This window comes from Noviherbaspirillum agri, from assembly GCF_054780595.1.
The window spans coordinates 188,243-206,547 of record NZ_BAAGWA010000007.1; the positions used below are offsets into that span (position 1 = coordinate 188,243).

The 18,305-nt window shown below is 56.8% G+C and carries 15 protein-coding genes and 3 pseudogenes; 2 read left to right on the top strand and 16 right to left on the bottom strand.

Going from position 1 to position 18,305, the window contains the following annotated elements; genetic code table 11:
* Nucleotides 1-174 precede the first annotated feature (174 nt).
* Both ACYVIA_RS14365 and ACYVIA_RS14370 read right to left on the bottom strand, forming a co-directional pair.
* Nucleotides 175-741 (bottom strand): IS630 family transposase, encoded by a 567-nt coding sequence (locus ACYVIA_RS14365; protein WP_460841936.1) that lies wholly within the window; start codon nucleotides 739-741, stop codon nucleotides 175-177.
* A complete protein-coding gene (locus ACYVIA_RS14370; RefSeq protein ID WP_460841886.1) occupies nucleotides 681-1,130 on the bottom strand; it encodes an IS630 transposase-related protein in 450 nt (149 codons plus the stop codon). Before ACYVIA_RS14370 ends, ACYVIA_RS14365 begins: the two co-directional genes overlap by 61 nt.
* Nucleotides 1,131-1,225: 95 nt before the next feature.
* On the opposite strand from ACYVIA_RS14370, the pseudogene ACYVIA_RS14375 reads away from it, so the two are divergent.
* A pseudogene (locus ACYVIA_RS14375) lies at nucleotides 1,226-2,131 on the top strand (porin); the annotation flags it as partial.
* A 97-nt stretch (nucleotides 2,132-2,228) separates the two neighbouring features.
* Here the strand turns inward: ACYVIA_RS14375 and ACYVIA_RS14380 are convergent.
* The 12 genes and pseudogenes from ACYVIA_RS14380 to ACYVIA_RS14435 form a co-directional block, all read right to left on the bottom strand.
* Nucleotides 2,229-2,540 (bottom strand): annotated as a pseudogene (locus tag ACYVIA_RS14380) (transposase); the annotation flags it as partial.
* Between the two features lie 56 nt (nucleotides 2,541-2,596).
* Nucleotides 2,597-3,717 (bottom strand): IS3 family transposase gene (locus ACYVIA_RS14385; protein ID WP_460841887.1). Its coding sequence is split into 2 segments (ribosomal slippage): nucleotides 2,597-3,474 and nucleotides 3,474-3,717, totalling 1,122 coding nucleotides; the frame shifts between segments, so codons are not numbered across the junction.
* 72 nt (nucleotides 3,718-3,789) lie between these two features.
* Nucleotides 3,790-4,278 (bottom strand): annotated as a pseudogene (locus tag ACYVIA_RS14390) (IS5 family transposase); the annotation flags it as partial.
* A 47-nt stretch (nucleotides 4,279-4,325) separates the two neighbouring features.
* The gene (locus ACYVIA_RS14395; RefSeq protein WP_460841889.1) at nucleotides 4,326-5,000 is read right to left on the bottom strand and encodes a DUF3025 domain-containing protein; all 675 of its coding nucleotides are present in this window, start codon (nucleotides 4,998-5,000) and stop codon (nucleotides 4,326-4,328) included.
* 182 nt (nucleotides 5,001-5,182) lie between these two features.
* Complete coding sequence (gene pyrC / locus ACYVIA_RS14400; protein ID WP_460841890.1) at nucleotides 5,183-6,235, bottom strand: dihydroorotase; 1,053 nt, start codon at nucleotides 6,233-6,235, stop codon at nucleotides 5,183-5,185.
* Between the two features lie 125 nt (nucleotides 6,236-6,360).
* Nucleotides 6,361-7,086 carry an amino acid ABC transporter ATP-binding protein gene (locus ACYVIA_RS14405; RefSeq protein WP_460841892.1) on the bottom strand — a complete coding sequence of 242 codons (726 nt, stop codon included), beginning with the start codon at nucleotides 7,084-7,086 and terminating at the stop codon, nucleotides 6,361-6,363.
* 77 nt (nucleotides 7,087-7,163) lie between these two features.
* Nucleotides 7,164-7,856, bottom strand: coding sequence for an amino acid ABC transporter permease (locus tag ACYVIA_RS14410; RefSeq protein WP_460841938.1), 693 nt, complete (start codon nucleotides 7,854-7,856; stop codon nucleotides 7,164-7,166).
* Nucleotides 7,857-7,863: 7 nt separating this feature from the next.
* Nucleotides 7,864-8,601, bottom strand: a complete 738-nt coding sequence (locus ACYVIA_RS14415) for an amino acid ABC transporter permease (RefSeq protein ID WP_460841894.1) — start codon at nucleotides 8,599-8,601, stop codon at nucleotides 7,864-7,866.
* A gap of 171 nt (nucleotides 8,602-8,772) precedes the next feature.
* A complete protein-coding gene (locus tag ACYVIA_RS14420; protein WP_460841896.1) occupies nucleotides 8,773-9,681 on the bottom strand; it encodes an amino acid ABC transporter substrate-binding protein in 909 nt (302 codons plus the stop codon).
* Between the two features lie 226 nt (nucleotides 9,682-9,907).
* A complete protein-coding gene (locus ACYVIA_RS14425) occupies nucleotides 9,908-11,194 on the bottom strand; it encodes a Glu/Leu/Phe/Val family dehydrogenase (RefSeq protein WP_460841898.1) in 1,287 nt (428 codons plus the stop codon).
* Nucleotides 11,195-11,354: 160 nt separating this feature from the next.
* Nucleotides 11,355-12,317 (bottom strand): LysR family transcriptional regulator, encoded by a 963-nt coding sequence (locus tag ACYVIA_RS14430; RefSeq protein WP_460841899.1) that lies wholly within the window; start codon nucleotides 12,315-12,317, stop codon nucleotides 11,355-11,357.
* A 38-nt stretch (nucleotides 12,318-12,355) separates the two neighbouring features.
* Complete coding sequence (locus ACYVIA_RS14435) at nucleotides 12,356-14,215, bottom strand: ABCB family ABC transporter ATP-binding protein/permease (protein ID WP_460841901.1); 1,860 nt, start codon at nucleotides 14,213-14,215, stop codon at nucleotides 12,356-12,358.
* A 196-nt stretch (nucleotides 14,216-14,411) separates the two neighbouring features.
* On the opposite strand from ACYVIA_RS14435, the gene ACYVIA_RS14440 reads away from it, so the two are divergent.
* Complete coding sequence (locus ACYVIA_RS14440) at nucleotides 14,412-14,762, top strand: acyl-CoA thioesterase (protein WP_460841940.1); 351 nt, start codon at nucleotides 14,412-14,414, stop codon at nucleotides 14,760-14,762.
* A gap of 487 nt (nucleotides 14,763-15,249) precedes the next feature.
* Here the strand turns inward: ACYVIA_RS14440 and ACYVIA_RS14445 are convergent, their stop codons facing one another.
* Both ACYVIA_RS14445 and ACYVIA_RS14450 read right to left on the bottom strand, forming a co-directional pair.
* Nucleotides 15,250-16,929, bottom strand: coding sequence for a long-chain-fatty-acid--CoA ligase (locus ACYVIA_RS14445; RefSeq protein ID WP_460841903.1), 1,680 nt, complete (start codon nucleotides 16,927-16,929; stop codon nucleotides 15,250-15,252).
* Nucleotides 16,930-17,215: 286 nt separating this feature from the next.
* Nucleotides 17,216-18,301, bottom strand: coding sequence for an aminopeptidase (locus tag ACYVIA_RS14450; RefSeq protein WP_460841905.1), 1,086 nt, complete (start codon nucleotides 18,299-18,301; stop codon nucleotides 17,216-17,218).
* Nucleotides 18,302-18,305: the final 4 nt, after the last annotated feature.

Below are 18,305 nucleotides of genomic sequence, written 5' to 3' on the forward strand. Positions count from 1 at the left end.
AGGAAGCTTTCATGGTAGGGACGTTATCGCTAGTGGCCTTACCAGAGCATTAACAAAAAACTTAGCTCAATAAACCTTTGGGGATTTATTCAAATGAAAAAATCGCTTCTCGCACTGGCAGTTCTGGGTGCCTTCGCAGGCGCAGCATCCGCACAAACTAGAGCGGTTTTCAAATCAGTGAATGGAATAACCGCAGTGGGCAAACCACCCTCTGGCATCGCTATTGCTGATTCTTCCGATCACCTTCGTCAAGGCCAGGTCAAGCGCTTCTCTGGTGCGGGCTTTCATACCGCGTAGCCAGGTTTTCAATTTGGACCAGCATGGCTCGATCGGTGACCAGTCCGGCGAATACGGCGGTAAATAAATCAGTTGTGCACCCGCTCCAGCGATCAGAGCTTCAACATCCGCTGCCTTGTGCACGCTCAGGTTGTCCATTACCACCACATCGCCAGCATGCAGCGTGGGCAACAGGACACGCTTGACGTAAGCACGAAACACCGCCGTGTCGACCGCGCCTTCAATTGTCATGACGGCATTCATGCCATACCAGGACAGCGAACCCAGAATGCTGATATTGCGTCCAAAGTTTTTCGGGACCGCGTCATGCACGCGCTGCCCGCGTGGCGCTCTTCCATAGCGGCGCGTCATGGCAATATTCAATCCCGACTCGTCAATGAACTTCAGCTTCTTGACCGGGTAGTTCCCGATTTGCTTACGGTATCGGCGGCGTGCCAGACGTATGCGCGCTGTATCCCGTTCTGCGGCGTGTAATGTCTTTTTTTTCGACGCATGCCCATTTGATGCAGAACCCGGCTCATCGTCGGCTCGCTTACCGCAATACCGGTACGCGCCTGCAGGCGTCCGATCAGTTCCTTCAATGTCAGATCGGGCTGTTTCTGCAGCCATTGGCGTAGCTGCTTTCGGCAGTCATCCTCCAGCAGCACGTGTCGGCCACACTTTTTTCGCTGGCGGACCAGTTCGCCGCCGCTGCGCCGATACTGGCGCAACAATGCTTCGACGAAAGACAAACTGACATTGAACAGCTCAGCCACTTCGCGTTGCGATTGCGTTCCGCGCTCGCATGCCTGCACAACTTTCCGACGCAGATCCAATGAGTAGGGAGCAGCCATGATGGCACCTCTGGTTCCATAATCCCATCAGGACAGATTCCTGTGCCTTATGTTCCTTCTCCGTTTATTAATATGAAAATCGCTCTAACGTAACGGTTTACGGTCTTGTTGACGCATCTATCGAGCGCAACGACGACAACAACGGCCCCATCACTTGGGGAATGCGTGATGCAAACTCGTTCAATAGCGGCAAGAACGGTAGCCGTTTGGGTTTCAAGGGCACGGAAGATCTCGGTGGCGGCCTGTCCGCACTCTTCGTTCTGGAAAGTGGTTTCCAAGTTGACAGCGGCGCAATGCGTGGCGACGGCGGCCTCTTCAGCCGTCAAGCTTACGTCGGCCTGCAAGGCGGCTTTGGTACCGTAAAGCTGGGTCATCAGTACACGCCGATGCACCTTGCTTTGGATGCGATTGATCCGTTCGGCACGGGTATGGCCGGCAACATCGCCTACCAGTTTAATAACAACGGTACGCGCATGAGCAATACCATCAACTACTCGTACTCCGCAGCTGGCTTTACCGGCCAAGCAGCGTACGGCTTGGGTGAAGTTGCTGGCAATACCGGCGCTAGCCGCCAGCTTGCTCTGGCTCTCAGCTACGCAAATGGCCCGCTCAACGCACAGTTTGCGTACCACGATGCCAACGACGCTACCGATACAGGTGACACCAAGACGGCATTGCTGGGCGGCACTTACGACCTGCAAGTTGCAAAGGTACATGCTGGCTTCCAGACCAACAAGACCGAAGCTGCGGGCGTAGAATCCGTTAAGGATCGCAACTACATGCTCGGCGTTAGCGCTCCGGTGGGCGCAGGTGAAGTTCGCGCTTCTTGGATGCGCAGCGATGACCGTCTGGCAGCTGATGCAGACGTCGACCAGTATTCCGTCGGCTATGTCCACAACCTGTCCAAGCGTACCAACGTGTACACGTCCTACGCTCGTTTCAACCGCGATGCAAGCTATGACGGCAGCATCTTCAACGTTGGCGTTCAGCACAAGTTCTAATCACTTACAGGTGTAAGCCTGTATTGACTTGACTAAAAAGAAAAGGCACCTTCGGGTGCCTTTTCTTTTTGCTGGGCCCGCGGCCCGCTAGAGGGTGTTATGAACCTTGGCCCATCATCATGACTGCCTTATTCAGCATGAGGCAGACAAAGGCGACAAAATGCAGGCCTACCATAGTATCGGCGAGCCGTTCGTAATCGCGCGCCAGTCGGCGAAAGCGCGCCATCCACGCGAAGCTGCGTTCCACCACCCAGCGCCGCGGCAGCAGGATGAATCCCTTTTTCGCCTCGGTGTGTTTGACCACGACTAGTTCCATTCCATAGTCCTAGGCTTGCGTCTGGGCCGACTCCCCCGTGTATCCCTGGTCGACAAACGCCACATCGACCGTGCCGCCGGTCGCCACCTGGACTGATGTGCCCCCATCCGTAGTGCCAGGGGCCTTCTAGCAAAGTCCAGTTAAAAACATCAAATTCTTTCCTGCTCGCTGGCCTTCGGTAACCGGTTTGTTCGGCAGCTCGCAGCAAATTCCGCCGGTGTCTGGTAGTTCAATGCGCTATGCGGCCGATGCTCATTGTAATCGCGCCGCCATGCTGCGATTCGAATGCGCGCCTTTGCCAGGCTGGTGAACCAGTGATCGTTCAGGCATTCATCCCTGAAGCGACCATTGAAACTCTCGATATAGGCGTTCTGCGTTGGCTTTCCCGCCTCAATCAGTTTGAGTTGCACGCCGTTCTGATACGCCCATTGATCCAATGCCTTGCCGGTAAACTCCGGCCCCTGATCCGTTCGAATCGCCGACGGCATTCCCCGGAACTGGGCTGCTCGTTCCAGCACACGAACGACGTAGTGACCCGAAATCCCATGCTCAGCGACCAGATCGACTGACTCCTTGGTGAAATCATCCACGATGGTCAACACCTTGATCCGCCGGCCATTGGCCAGCGCGTCACTGACGAAATCCATGGACCATACTTCATTGGGCCGGCTTGGCAGTGCCAGCGGCTCTCTTTCTACTGCTACACCATGCCGCTTGCGCCGGCGCTTTACTATCAATCCCGCGTCCTGATAAAGGCGAAATACCCGCTTGTGATTTGCCTCGATGCCTCCTCGTCGTAACAGCGCATGAAGGCGTCGATAGCCGAAGCGGCGGCGTTCGCCTGCCAGCTCTACCATGCGACTTTGCAATTGATCGTTCTCGGGTTGGGCTTTGCTCTGGTAATGCAAGACAGTGCGTGACAGTTCCACAAGCAGGCAGGCACGGCGCTCGGAGATCTTAATCTTCTCCTGCATCGCTACCACTGCCTCACGCTTGGCCTGTGGGCTCAGTGCTTTCGGCATAACGCGACCTTCAGCGCTTCAGCATCGAGTATCGATTCGGCCAACAGCTTCTTGAGCTGGGCATTCTCCGCTTCCAGCTCCCGCAGTCGTTTCGCATCAGGTACTGTCATGCCACCGAATTTGGCGCGCCAGGTGTAAAACGACGCATCGCTAAAACCGTGCTGTCGGCACAGCTCTTTGACCGGAACCCCGGCATCTGCCTGCTTCAAAAAACCAATAATCTGTTCGTCGGTAAACCGCTTCTTCACGTTCGTTCGCCCTTTCGAAAACGAACTTTACTAGATCCTGATTGGCACTCTTTATTGGGGGCACATCAGGACCGCTTCGGCGATTTCGGCCACCTGCTCCCGATCCTGCTCGTTGGCCGGCGTGACATGCAACACCAGCAAATGGCCCAGCGTATCCACCGCCAAGTGGACTTTCGAGCCCTTGCGCCGCTTGGCGCCGTCGTACCCGGCCCACGAGCCGCTTTCCGGCGTCGATTGCAGCGTCCGGCTATCCATTACGGATGCACTGGGCGATGGTTCGCGGTCGGTGGCCATGCGCAACAGCATGCGCAGGTCATGCGCGATCGACTCGAAGCTGCCCGCCCTGAACCAGCGCTGCGTCTCCGTGTGCCATGGCGGCAAATCGTGCGGCAGCATGCGCCAGCTGGCGCCACTGCGAACCACCCAGCGCAAACCGTTAAAGACTTCGCGCAAATCATGGTCGCGTTGGCCGGCATCTAGTGGCAACAAGGAAAGATAGGGGGCGACGAATTCCCATTCCTCATCACTGACGTCGCTTGGGTAGGGTTTGCGAGCATTCATGCTCGCAAGACTTCCGCCACGACGCTTAGTTCATAACACCCTCTAGCCTACTTCCTTTGATTCCGCAGCGGACGAAAAACGCTCTTGTCTGCATAAAACGCATCATTCTGTCCACTCCACCATTGTGGGACACCTAGTACTGGCAGCGGGCTAAAATTTGAAGTCGCGAAGTCATATCCAAGCCGCGATGCCAAGTATTCATCTAACCAATTACGTTTTCGATCCTCTGTCATTTCATAAAAACTGTTGTCGCCCGGGATTCCCCAGGCATGTGATGTGATTGCTTTATACGGACTAACTAGTTTCTCCATTAATGCGTGGCCGAATAGCCAAACTTCGCAGTCGTGCTCAAAATCGTTTCGTTGCGTGAGAAACATCTCGCCCCATTGATGGGCGCGCAGGGTTTGGATCCATTTCGCATCACGTACCACCAACAAAGCTGCATTCTCGTCAAAAATTGTGGCGGCATCGCGCACACTCCCGCGAATCCCAGCCTTCGGCCTTTGGGCGGCCTTTTCGATTTCTGCGGCTTGGAGCGCATTGAGCTGGATTTTTATTTTCGGAAAGCTCAGCCACATCAACGCGTTGAAGAAATCATGAAGATTTTCGCGCGTTGGGACACCACCCGTCGTGCTGATAAATTCTTCATAAGCCATTCCCGGTGGTAGATGCGCTTGGGGGACAAATTGGATGGGCAGGCCACGGTGGTTGCGTAAATCCATCTCACCGGCCAGCGCATTAAGGGTTTGGCGCCAATTCGATGCTCGTATTAAGGGCTCGGCAATTGTGCGATATGGAGCCAGCCAAGGGCGACTCCAGTCGATGATATCCAGGAAGCTTGCGGGCACAGTTCAAGTACCAGCTATTAAACTTAAGGCATCCCAAAACCGACAACAACGGGCAATCAGGCGAACTTCCAGTCGATTATTTCACCGCCATTCAGCGGCACAACCGTGGCATCGCCCAGCGGCAGTTCAGCGGGAAGCGTCCATGTCTCGCGCTTGAGGGTAATCGTCCCGGAATTGCGCGGCAAACCGTAGAATGCCGGTCCGTTGAAGCTCGCAAACGCTTCGAGCTTGTCGAGAGCGCCGGCCTGATCGAAGGCTTGGGCATACAACTCCATCGCGTGCAATGCGGTGTAGCAGCCGGCGCAGCCGCAGGCATGTTCCTTCAGGCCTTTTGCGTGCGGTGCTGAGTCGGTGCCGAGGAAGAACTTGGGGCTGCCGGATGTGGCGACGCGTACTAGCGCTTGCCGGTGCTCTTCCCGCTTCAGGACAGGTAGGCAATAGTAGTGCGGGCGGATGCCGCCCTTGAAGATTTCGTTGCGGTTGTAGAGCAAGTGATGCGCGGTGATGGTGGCTGCGACCGGGCCGTCCGCTTCGGATACATACTGCGCGGCGTCTTTCGTCGTGATGTGCTCGAACACCACTTTTAGTGCGGGCATATCGCGACGCAAAGGCTGCATCACGCGGTCGATGAAGACTGCCTCGCGGTCGAATATGTCGACGGCGGGATCGGTCACTTCGCCGTGCACGAGGAAGGGCATGCCGAGTTCCTGCATGACTTCCAGCGTCTTGTAACATTTCGACAATGCCGTGACGCCGGCATCGGAATTGGTTGTTGCGCCGGCTGGATAGAGTTTGACGGCGTGGATGAATCCGCTGTCCTTTGCTCGGCGGATTTCATCAGGTGGCGTGTTGTCCGTCAGGTAGAGCGTCATCAACGGCTCGAGCGACATACCCGCCGGCAGGGCTGCAAGGATGCGCTCGCGGTATGCCGCGGCCTGCACCGTGGTGGTAACAGGCGGCTTGAGATTCGGCATGACGATGGCACGGGCGAACTGCCGGGCGCTGTGCGGCAGGACACTGGCTAGTGCCGCGCCATCGCGCAGATGCAAGTGCCAGTCGTCGGGGCGTGTGATGGTGAGGGTGTTGATTTGGTTCGTTTGGGTGGACATAGCAGTTTTTTCCGAGAATTGCCGCTATTTTACCTGTCCAATCGGTGCGCCATCTGCCGCGAGGATAAACAAAAAAGCCGTTTCGCCATGAAGCAGAAACGGCTTTCGGTTAAGACAAGTGGCTGTCAGTGAATGATCTTTGCCAGGAAGTCCCGTGCACGTTCCGAACGCGGCGAACCAAAGAACTCTTCCTTGCTGCAGTCCTCGACAATATAGCCCTTGTCCATGAACACGATGTGGTTTGCAACGCGCTTCGCAAATCCCATTTCATGGGTGACGACCATCATCGTCATGCCCTCGTGAGCGAGGCCAACCATCACGTCGAGCACTTCATTGATCATTTCCGGGTCCAGCGCCGAGGTCGGCTCGTCGAACAGCATCGCGATCGGATCCATCGACAAGGCGCGCGCAATCGCAACACGCTGCTGCTGACCGCCGGACAGCTGTCCGGGGAATTTGTCCTGCTGTGAAAGCAGGCCGACACGATCGAGGTATTTGAGACCCTTCTCGGTTGCTTCTTCCTCGCTGCGGCCGAGCACTTTCACCTGCGCGATGGTGAGGTTCTTGCGGATCGACAGGTGCGGGAACAGCTCGAAGTTCTGGAAGACCATGCCGATGCGCGCGCGCAGCTTGGAAAGGTTGGTCTTCGGATCGCCGACGGAGATACCGTCCACGAGGATTTCGCCTTTCTGGAATGGCTCCAGACCATTCACCGTTTTGATCAGCGTCGATTTGCCCGAGCCGGACGGGCCACACACCACCATCACATCGCCTTTTTTCACGCTGGTTGAGCAATCGGTCAATACCTGGAAGCTGCCATACCACTTGCTGACGTTTTTAATTTCAATCATTTTCTACTCCTGAATTCTTTTCTTTTCCCTTGTGGTCCCTTATCACCCAATGGGCGACAAGGGCAGTGGTGTGCGCTTTACCGGATGATGGCAACCTTCTGCTGCAGCCGCTTGACCAATAAGGACAAGCTGAAGCACAGGACGAAATACACCACCGCGACAAACAGGTACATTTCGACGAGACGGCCGTCACGCTGCGCGACCTTGGATGCGGCACCAACGAAGTCGGTGATCGACAGCACATAGACCAGGGAAACGTCCTGGAACAGCACGATGGTCTGCGTGAGCAGGACCGGAATCATGTTGCGGAAGGCCTGCGGCAGGACGATGTTGCCCATCGTCTGCCAGTAGTTCATACCCAATGCCTGCCCGGCCCAGATCTGCCCGCGAGGAATCGACTGGATACCGGCACGCATGATCTCGCAGTAATACGCGGCCTCGAACAGGACGAAGGTAATCAGCGAAGAAGTGAATGCGCCAACCTGAATCGGCGTTTCCGATCCAATGACCCAGGCGCCGATGTACGGCACAAGGAAATAGAACCAGAAGATCACCAGCACCAGCGGTACCGAGCGAATCAGGTTGACATAGGTCGTCGCCACCAGGGAGATGGTCTTGATGCTGGACAGGCGCATCATCGCCAGCAGTGTGCCAAGGATAATGCCGCCAATCATGGCCAGGGCTGTCAGCTGCAAGGTAAAGGCCATCCCCGTCTGGAACAGGTAGACCCAGGAGCGCTGGATGACATCGAAATCGAAATCCATCATGATCAGTGCCTCACTTTCCGCCAGAGCTGATAAAGCCCGGCACGGCCACCTTGCGCTCGATGAAGCGCATCAGCGTGACCACAACGATATTAACCAGCACGTAGATGATGGTTGCCGCGGTAAACGCCTCGAATACCTGGAAAGAGAACTCTTGCATGGACCTGGCGCGCGCGGTCAATTCCATCAAGCCGATCGTCAGCGCCACGGCGCTGTTCTTGATGACGTTCAGGAATTCGCTCGTCAGCGGCGGAATGACGATCCGAAATGCCATGGGCAGCAGCACATAGCGATAAGTCTGCGGCAAGGTCAGGCCGAGTGCAGTGCCCGCCATGCGTTGCCCACGCGGCAGCGCAAGAATGCCGGATGACACCTGGACCGCGACCCGCGCCGATGTAAAGAAGCCGAGCGAAATCACGGCCGTGACGAACGGGGCATTCGGCAAGGACTTCAGCCAGTCGCCGAGCGAGGTCGGCACCAGTTCCGGCATGACGAAGAACCACAGGAACATCTGCACCAGCAGCGGGATGTTCCGAAACAGTTCGATGTATGCATTGGAGAGGCGGACCACCCACTTGTTTGGCACTGTTCGCAGCGTGCCGATGATGGCACCAAGGATGAGCGCCATGATCCAGGCGCTTAATGCGGTAGCCAGTGTCCAGTTGAGGCCGGACAGCAGCGTGTCCATGTATGTGCCGACGGCGTCGGGAGACGGCTCCCAGAAAATCCGCCAGTTCCAGTTGTAGTTCATGTCAAACCTTCTTCTTGTATAGGCTTGTTGTTACTTCGCCTTCCCTTCAAGCCTTATGTGCCTGAGAAAGGCGGGATTTCCTTGTTGTTTGTGCTCCGCAACAAATTCATCGCGAAAAATAAAACGGGAGGCACGTGCCCCCCGTTTATCAATCACCGCAGCAGAAGCCTCTTACTTGTAGACTGCCGCGTCGCCAGAATCGGTCGGATTCGCGATGACCTTCTTCAGCTGCTCGCTCATCGGCCAGTTCAGGTTCACGCCCTTCGGAGGGATCGGGGACTGGAACCACTTCGCGTAGATCTTGTTGATTTCGCCGGACTTGAACGTATCAATGATGGCCTGGTCCACCACTTTCTTGAAGGCTGGATCATCGCGACGCATCATGATGCCGTACGGCTCGACTTCCATGATGTCCTTGGTGATCGAATAGTCACCCGGGTTCTTGGAGTTAGCCGCCAGCGAAGCCAGCAGGATGTCGTCCATCAGGAACGCGACGGCGCGGCCGGTTTCCACCATCAGGAACGATTCTGCATGGTCCTTTGCGGAGAGCAGGTTCATGCCCATGTTCTTCTCGCCGTTCAACGCGGTGATGAGCTTCATCGACGTCGTGCCGGCGGTGGAGACGACCGTTTTGCCCTTCAGGTCATTGATCGAATTGATGTTCGACGATTTCTTGGCAAGGAAACGGGTGCCGACCACAAAGGTCGTCGGTGCAAACGCCACCTGCTTCTGACGCTCGAGGTTGTTGGTGGTGGAGCCGCACTCGAGGTCGATGGTGCCGTTGGCCATCAGCGGAATACGGGTCGCAGACGTCACCGGATTCATCCTCACATTCAGTTGCGACAGGCCGAGATGCTTCTGGACCGCCCTGACCGCTTTCATGCAAAGATCAATCGAATACCCTTGGTACGACTGCTTGTCATCCAGGTAGGAAAACGGGATCGAGGAGTCGCGCACACCGAGGGTAATGGTGCCCGAGTCCTTGATTTTCTTCAGCGTGCCGCTCTCTTGTGCGTGAGCTGCACCAGCAGCGATCAGACCTGCACCGATAAGAACAGCGATCTGCTTCGATATTTTCATAACGTCTCCTGATAAAAAGTTACCGGCTAAGTGTACCAAAATGCATTAATTCCAAATTGGTTTTTTGCTCATCCTTGAGATTATTGGATAAGTGGATAGATGGATAAGTGAATGAGCCGACCGGTGAAGTTTTGATTACCGCGCGGAAATCAATACTTTTTCAGGGAGATGAGGCGCCCGCCCTCGGGTCGAGGCGCCTTCGTTGAAGCAGATCTGCGCAGGGGGATTACGGATACAGTCCGCGCATCTCACGCGCTTGCAGCACACGCGTGCAGGCGACAATAAACGCGGCCGTGCGCAACGAAACCTTTTTCTCCTGTGAGAGCTGCCAGACGGCAGCAAAGGCCTCGCGCATGATACGCGTCAGGCGTTGATTGATCTCGTCCTCGGTCCAGAAGAAGCTGGAGAAATCCTGCACCCATTCAAAATAGCTGACCGTCACGCCGCCGGCATTGGCGATCACATCCGGCACCACCAGTACACCCTTATCGTGGAGGATGTCATCCGCAGCAGGAGTGGTCGGCCCATTCGCTCCCTCCAGGATGATCCTGGCGCGTATCTTGTTGGCATTGGCTTCAGTGATCTGCTGCTCGAGCGCAGCCGGAATCAGGATGTCGCAATCGGTCTCCCAGAATGCACTGCGGTCCTTGATCGTCTCCGCGTTCCCGAAACCGGCTACGCTGCCATGCTGTGCGACATGAGCCAGGAGTGCCGGGATGTCGATTCCGCTTTCACGCATGATGGTGCCGCCATGATCCTGCACGGCAACCACCTTGGCCCCCGCCTCGGCGAAAAGTCGTGCCGCCACACCGCCAACATTACCGCACCCCTGGACCGCAACGCGCGCTCCCCGGATATCCAGTCCTTGCTTCGCCGCCGCCTCGCAACCGACGACGAACACGCCACGACCCGTCGCTTCCTGCCGCCCGAGGCTGCCACCGAGGGAGATTGGCTTGCCAGTGACGACGCCGGTCGCGGTGGCTCCCTCGTTCATGGAGTACGTGTCCATCATCCAAGCCATGATCTTTTCATTGGTATTGACGTCCGGCGCGGGAATATCCTTGGTGGGGCCGATGATGATATTGATCTCACTGGTGTAGCGCCGCGTCATGCGTTGCAGCTCGCCTTGCGACAGCGTTTTCGGATCGACCCGGATGCCACCCTTGGCGCCGCCATAGGGCACATTCACTGCGGCATTCTTGACCGTCATCCATGCTGACAGCGCCATCACTTCTGACAGCGTGACATCCTGATGAAAACGCACGCCGCCCTTGCCAGGGCCGCGGGAAGTATTGTGCTGGACGCGGTAGCCTTCAAAGTGAGCGATGCTGCCATCATCCCGTTCGATGGGTACGTCAACGACCAGAATCCGCTTGGGGCGTTTGAGGGTTTCCACCCACCGCGCGAGCGATCCGAGATGAGGGGTGACGCGTTCAATCTGTTCCAGATAGACGCCCCAGGGGCCAATGCCATGCGGGGTGAGGTATGAAGGGATTTCGTGCTGGTTCGACATAGGTGGCTGCTCCTTTGAAGTTCGACCACCGCCTCGTGAGCAGTGGCTTGTGTTTGAACCGCATGCTAGGGCAACGCAGCGCAGCAAATCCAATGCTTTGTGCGCATGCAACTATGCAGGAAACGCATAACCATGCGTGACAGACATGACAGCCCTCCTCTCAGGCCGCAGCCTGTTTGCGCTTTCTTGTCTTGGTTTGCGCTTGGCTGCGAGCGAGCAGGTAGTCCCAGAGTCGCGTCACGATAAGTTTTCCCGAACGCTGCGATGAGGGACGCTCACGATAAAGGCGTATTTCCATGTCCACCTCCCATGACGCCTGGCCGCCGTCGACGCGCGCGAGCTGCTTTTGCTTGAGCTCCCGCGTTACTGCCGATTCCGGCAGGAACGCGATCCCGCGTCCTTCGAGCGCCATCATTTTCAATCCCTCCGCCATGTCAGTCTCGTAGCGCTTTTCCAGATAGAGCGGCCGCTTTGCATCGGACAGGATGAGGTCCACCATCCGCCCGAGATAGGCGTTGCTGGTGTAAGAGAGAAAAGGCAGCGGCGCCTTCGGCGTGCCGGGCAGTTGCAGTTGTGGCGTGCCATCCTTGTTGCTGCGCGCGTAAGCCCGCAGGGTTTCGCTGCCGAGCACCAGCATGTCATAGCGGCTTGCATCCAGTTGCACGGGTTGACGCGGATGGTGGTAACACAGCAGAAGATCGCATCCGCCTTCCACCATCGTCATCACTGCATCATGTACATTGAGGGCGATCAGCCGAGTGTGGAGCGGGCCGAATCCGGATTCCATTTGCGCCAGCCATTTCGGCATGAAGGTGAGCGACAACGTGTGCGGCACCGCGAAGTCCACGGTCGTCTTCGCCGCAGGGAGCTTGCCGCGCAACAGGGCGCGGGCATTGTTGATCTGCCCCAGCATTTCCAGTGCCTGTTCGTAGAACACTTCGCCGGCAGGAGTCAGGCGTGTTGGATAAGAGGTGCGATCAATCAGGTCTGCGCCGAGCCAAGCTTCAAGCGACTGAATGCGGCGAGAAAAGGCCGGCTGCGTGACATGCCGCAGTTCGGCAGAGCGGCTGAAACTGCGCGTCTCCGCCAACGAAATAAAATCTTCCAGCCATTTGGTTTCCATGGCGCTATGGTAGAGCGCTTCCCGGCAGAAACCAAGCGTCAGGCAACTGCTGACTCCTCGGGCAGATCGTCCGGGCGAGAGGAAGAGACCGAAGGTTCCTGGCGCGCCTGCTGTCTCGACCACATTTGGGCATAGGCGCCCTCCTTGGCCAAGAGCTCGGCATGCGTGCCGCGTTCGATGATGCGCCCATGATCCAGCACCAGGATTTGCTCCGCGTCCGCGACGGTGGACAAGCGGTGTGCGATGACAAGCGTTGTCCGTTCCTTTGCGATTTCCCTCAACTGGGCCTGGATCGCCTGCTCGGCGCGTGAATCCAGTGCGGATGTTGCCTCGTCGAAGATCAGGATCGCCGGGCTCTTCAACAAGGTGCGCGCAATGGCCACCCGTTGCTTCTCCCCGCCGGACAGCTTCAGACCGCGCTCGCCCACCATGGTCGCATAACCGTCCGGAAGGCTCTCGATGAAATCATGGATATAGGCGGCCTTAGCGGCGGCGATGATCTCGTCCTTGCTTGCCTCGGGCTTGCCGTACGCGATGTTGTATTCGATCGTGTCATTGAACAGCACGGTGTCCTGCGGCACGATGCCGATCGCCTTGCGCAGGGACTCCTGCGTCACATCTCGCAAGTCCTGCCCGTCGATGGTGATGCTGCCGTTGGTGACGTCGTAGAAGCGGAACAGCAGGCGCGACATGGTCGACTTGCCGGAGCCGCTGTGCCCGACCACTGCCGTCGTGCTTCCGGCAGGGATGGCGAAATCAACATCAAACAGGATCTGCCTCTTCGATTCATAGCTGAAGTTGACATGCGAGAAGCGCACTTCGGCACCACGCACTGCAAGCGGCTTTGCGTCGGGCGCGTCAGCCACTTCACGATTCTGCTCGAGCAGGGTGAACAGTCGCTCCATGTCGGCAAGACTTTGCTTGATTTCACGGTAGATAACGCCGAGGAAATTCAATGGGATGTACAACTGGATCATGAAGGCGTTGACCAGCACCAGGTCGCCCAGCGTCATTTTTCCGTCAATCACACCCTGCGTTGCGCGCCACAGGATCAGTGTCACTGCAGTCGCGATGATCAATGACTGGCCGGAATTCAGCAGCGACAGCGATGTCTGCGACTTCACCGCGGCGGTCTCCCAGCTCTGCAGGCTCTGATCATAACGGCGCGCCTCATAATCTTCGTTGCCGAAGTATTTGACCGTCTCGTAGTTGATCAGCGAATCGATCGCCTTGGTATTCGCCTTCGAATCGAGATCATTCATGGTGCGGCGGAAATGCGTGCGCCACTCGGTAACCGCAACGGTGAAGACCACGTACACCAGCAGCGCGGAAAAAGTGATTGCCGCAAACCAGATATCGTAGTTGAGCACCAGATAACCGATCACCAGCGTGATTTCCACCAGCGTGGGCAGGATGCTGTACAAGGTGTAGGAAACCAGCGAAGAAATACCCCGTGTGCCGCGCTCGATATCACGCGTCATGCCGCCGGTCTGGCGATTCAGGTGAAAGCGCAAGGACAGCGAATGCAGGTGCCGGAAGACCTTCAATGCAATGGTGCGTACCGCGCGCTGCGTCACTTTCGCAAATACGAATTCGCGCAGTTCCGTAAAGACGGTCGTGCTCAGCCGTAGCGCACCATAGGCAATCAATATCCCCACCGGCAGCACGAGCAATGCCTGGGGATTGTCCGGGCGGATCGTCATGTGATCGATCAACGCTTTCAGTACCAACGGCACGCCGACATTGGCGAGTTTGGCTCCCACAAGGAAAGCCAACGCGAGAAGCACGCGCCACTTATACGCCCATAAATATGGAATCAGGGTTTTGAGCGTAGCCCAGTCGTTACGTGTGCCCTGATTGGCGGCGGGCTCGGGGGATGATACAGAATGGCGGCGCATGGAGAAACAATCGGAGAGAATGGTTTATGCTTCGGCTTGTCGATTGTAGCGTAGCGCCTGCCGCTCAACTTGGCGTGCCCAAGCGGCAATGCCGGACGCAGGCGCCACAATAAAACCAGATGATTTCAAGGAGGATCTCGTGACAGATAACCACCAAACCAGCCTGCCGGAAGGAAAAGTTCCGCAACTGCGCGTCATGCCCATGCCAGCCGATGCCAATGTCCATGGCGACGTGTTCGGCGGCTGGATCATGGCGCAGGTGGATATCGCCGGCTCCCTGCCCGCCGTGCGACGCGCCAATGGCAGGGTGGCAACGATCGCGGTGAATTCCTTCCTCTTCAAGCAACCGGTGTTTGTTGGCGATTTGCTTTCCTTTTACGCGGACATCGTCAAGGTAGGGAAAACCTCCATTACCGTCAACGTGGAAGTCTATGCGGAACGCAACCGCCTGCAGGTCGAAACCGTCAAGGTAACCGAAGCCACGCTCACCTACGTCGCGACGGACGAAGATCGCAAGCCTCGTCTCGTGCCGCCGCTGGATGCGTAGTATTTCGTCGGAGACATCGTTTCATCCCCTCGGTGATTCGCGCCTGAATAGCCTGCAGCCCTGGCTTTGAGCCGAATCTTTTTCGTACGGTTTGCACGCCTGCTTGCTGTACTGGCAGCACTCGTCACCATATCCTCTTCGCGGAAAATATCGGGATTACATACAGCTCATCGTTCCTGAGCTTGACTCTGCATGTTTCTCTGGCTCGCCGGTACGACCGAGTGTCATGCTCTGAATGCACCTGCTGTCATCTCAAATCGTCCCAATCTGTCTGGCGAATATCCACTTTGTATGCACCGGAAAGCCTCGGCTGAAAAGAAACGCAGGCCGATCGTCGCGCAGGAAACGGCAATAGCACTACAACCGCTTCTACATGACGTGCATATGGATGTCGCAGGTTTGCGGCCTGACTTCCACAAAATCTCCGCCACAAAAACAAAACCGCCTGACATGCAGGCGGTTTTGTTTTGCTCGGACATCGACCGTATTACGCGGCCTTCTTTTCGTCACGCAGTTCGCGGCGCAGGATCTTGCCGACGTTCGTCTTCGGCAACTCGTCGCGGAACTCGATGTACTTCGGCTTCTTGTATGCGGTGAACTGCTCCTTGCAGTAGTTCATCAGCTCATCCACCGTCAATGCCGGATCCTTGCGTACGACGAACAGCTTCACAGCTTCACCGGAGTTTGCATCCGGCACGCCAATGCAGGCACACTCCAGCACCCCTGGATGCGCTGCAACAACCGCCTCGATTTCGTTCGGATACACGTTGAAGCCCGAGACCAGGATCATGTCCTTCTTGCGGTCAACGATCTTCACGAAGCCGCGCTCATCCATGATGCCGACGTCACCCGACTTGAAGAAGCCGTCCTGCGTCATGACCTTTGCCGTCTCGTCCGGGCGGTTCCAGTAACCGACCATGACTTGCGGACCACGAATGGCGATTTCTCCCGGCTGGCCAAGCGGCACCGGCTTGCCATCATCATCGAGGATCGCGATGTCGGTCGACGGAATCGGCAGACCGATCGTGCCGCTGAATTCATCGGATGGCGGATTGGCGGTTGCCACCGGTGCGGTTTCAGACAAGCCATAACCTTCCAGGATCGGCTTGCCAGTCACCTTGAGCCACTTGTCATTCACCGCCTTCTGCACGGCCATGCCACCACCGTTGCAGACCTTGAGCATCGAAAAGTCGAGCTTGGCAAAATCAGGATTGTTCAGCAGGCCGTTGTACAGCGTGTTCACTGCAGGCAGCATGTTGAACTTGTACTTCGCCAGTTCCTTGACGAAGCCCGGAATATCACGCGGGTTCGGAATCAGGATATTCAATGCGCCGGCACGTGTACCGAACAGGCAGCATGCTGTCAGCGCGAAGATGTGGTATAGCGGCAGTGCGCAGACAATGGTCAGCGCATCGACCTTCGGTTCCTTTTCCAGTACCGGTTTTGCCCACGCTTCGTTCTGCAGAACGTTGGCAATGACGTTGCGATGAACCAGCGTCGCGCCCTTTGACACGCCTGTCGTGCCGCCGGTGTATTGCAGGAAGGCGACGTCTTCCTGGCTGATGTCAACTGGCTTGAGCGTCATGCGTGCGCCTTCGGCCAATACCTGCTTGAAGCGGACAGCATTCGGCAGCGAGAAGGCCGGCACCATCTTCTTTACATTGCGAACAACGAAGTTGACGATCATGCCTTTGAGGCCGCCGAGCATTTCGCCCATGCTCGCAACGACAACGTGCTTTACCGGGGTGCGACTGATCACCTGCTCCAGCGTGGTGGCGAAGTTCTCCAGGATGATGATCGCTTCCGAGCCGGAATCCTTGAGCTGATGCTCGAGTTCGCGCGGGGTGTAGAGCGGATTGACGTTGACAACGGTATAGCCGGCACGCAGTACAGCAGCCAGTGCGATCGGATACTGCAAGACATTCGGCATCATGATGGCGACGCGTGCGCCTTTCTTCAGCCCTTTGCTTTGCAACCAGGCCCCCAGTCGCCTGGAGTAGTCGTCGACTTCCGCATAGGTGAGGAACTTGTCCATGCATACGTATGCATTACGGGACGCATACTTCTGGAACGCCTCCTCCATCAGGTGAACCAGCGAACGGTACTGCGTGTAATCGATTTCCGCCGGAACGCCTTGGGGATACGACTTCAGCCACATTTTTTCCATTGTCTGCCTCTTGTATTGTTTTGGATTGGTACTGGTTGCGAAATAATCGAACGACCGATTCTTTTTTTAACATAGATGCTATCGGTGGCCGCGCCAGCGTGCAAGTCTTTTAAACAAGATCAGAACAATTCTTCTATCCCATCCAACTTATTGCATCGCAACAAAGCGGAGGCACGCGGCGCGCCCGAAATCGTTTGTCCCAGATGTGACAAAGCGACCGCCAAGGGTCGCTTTGTGATTGTGGTTATTGTTTGCGGCAGCATGCCGCGCAGCGATGCCGGTGCCGTTATTGCGCGATAGCCGCTTGTTCGTTTGCGGCAGTGATTGACGGGACCGGTGCGAGACTTGCGAGCTTGCTATGTCGTTCGTCCTTGTCGAGGCTGGCCAATGCGCGTGCCGACTCATAGAACTTTTCCATGCTCTTCTTCTCGGCGAGCAGCGCGCGGAAGGCCGGCACGAGGTCATGATAGGTGGCGACGGCAGACAAGTGGGCATTGGACAAGGGTTCAGCGAACCAGCGGTCGTATCCCGCGTAGCCGCCCCACGATTCTTTCAGCACCAGATACTCGTCCTTCAGTGCCTTGAAGATCGCAGCTTTTTCCCTGCGCTTTTCCTCCTTGCTGACATCTCGCTCGTAGTTCGCTTCCAGCGCGTTGCGATGCTTCATCAACAGTGCGAGAAAATCCTGCTTGCGGTGCTTATACGCAGCGTATGCCTCGCGCATCTTGTCGTCACCACGAACCGCCATCCAGCGCTCCATGCCCGCCTCTTCGACGGCCACAGCGAACGCTTCGTTAAAGCGTGAGTCACCCGGCACGTAGACGACTTGATGAGCGAGCTCATGGAATACGAGCCTTGCCAGTTCGACGTCCGGATACTTGATGAAAGTGGATAACACGGGATCCTTGAACCAGCCGAGCGTGGAGTAGGCTGTGACACCGCCTACGTCGACATCGTACTTCGCTGCGCGCAGCTCCGCCGCATAGGTTTTTGCGCCTTCTTCGCTGTAGTAGCCGCGGTAGTTCACACATCCGGCAACAGGGAAGCACCATTGCACGGGCTTCAACGAAAACTCTTCCGTTGCGACGACATTCCAGAGCACGTAAGGGCGCTTGAGGTCGGCGTAGGTGGTGTAGCTGCCGTTGTCCGGCAGCCCGAGTTCGCGCGCAGCGAATGCACGAATGTCCTTGATCTTGGCGAGCTTGCCTTTGAGCTTGTCCTCGACGCCTGGATTGGCGAGCCATTCGTCGATCGGCTTTGCTTCGGCCATCAGGGACAATTGTCCGTGCGCCGCCTGTGCAAAGTAACCCAACTGTGCGCAACCGCCGACCATCGCCGCCACGCCGCAAAAAACCAAAGCCCGCCACTTCATCTTC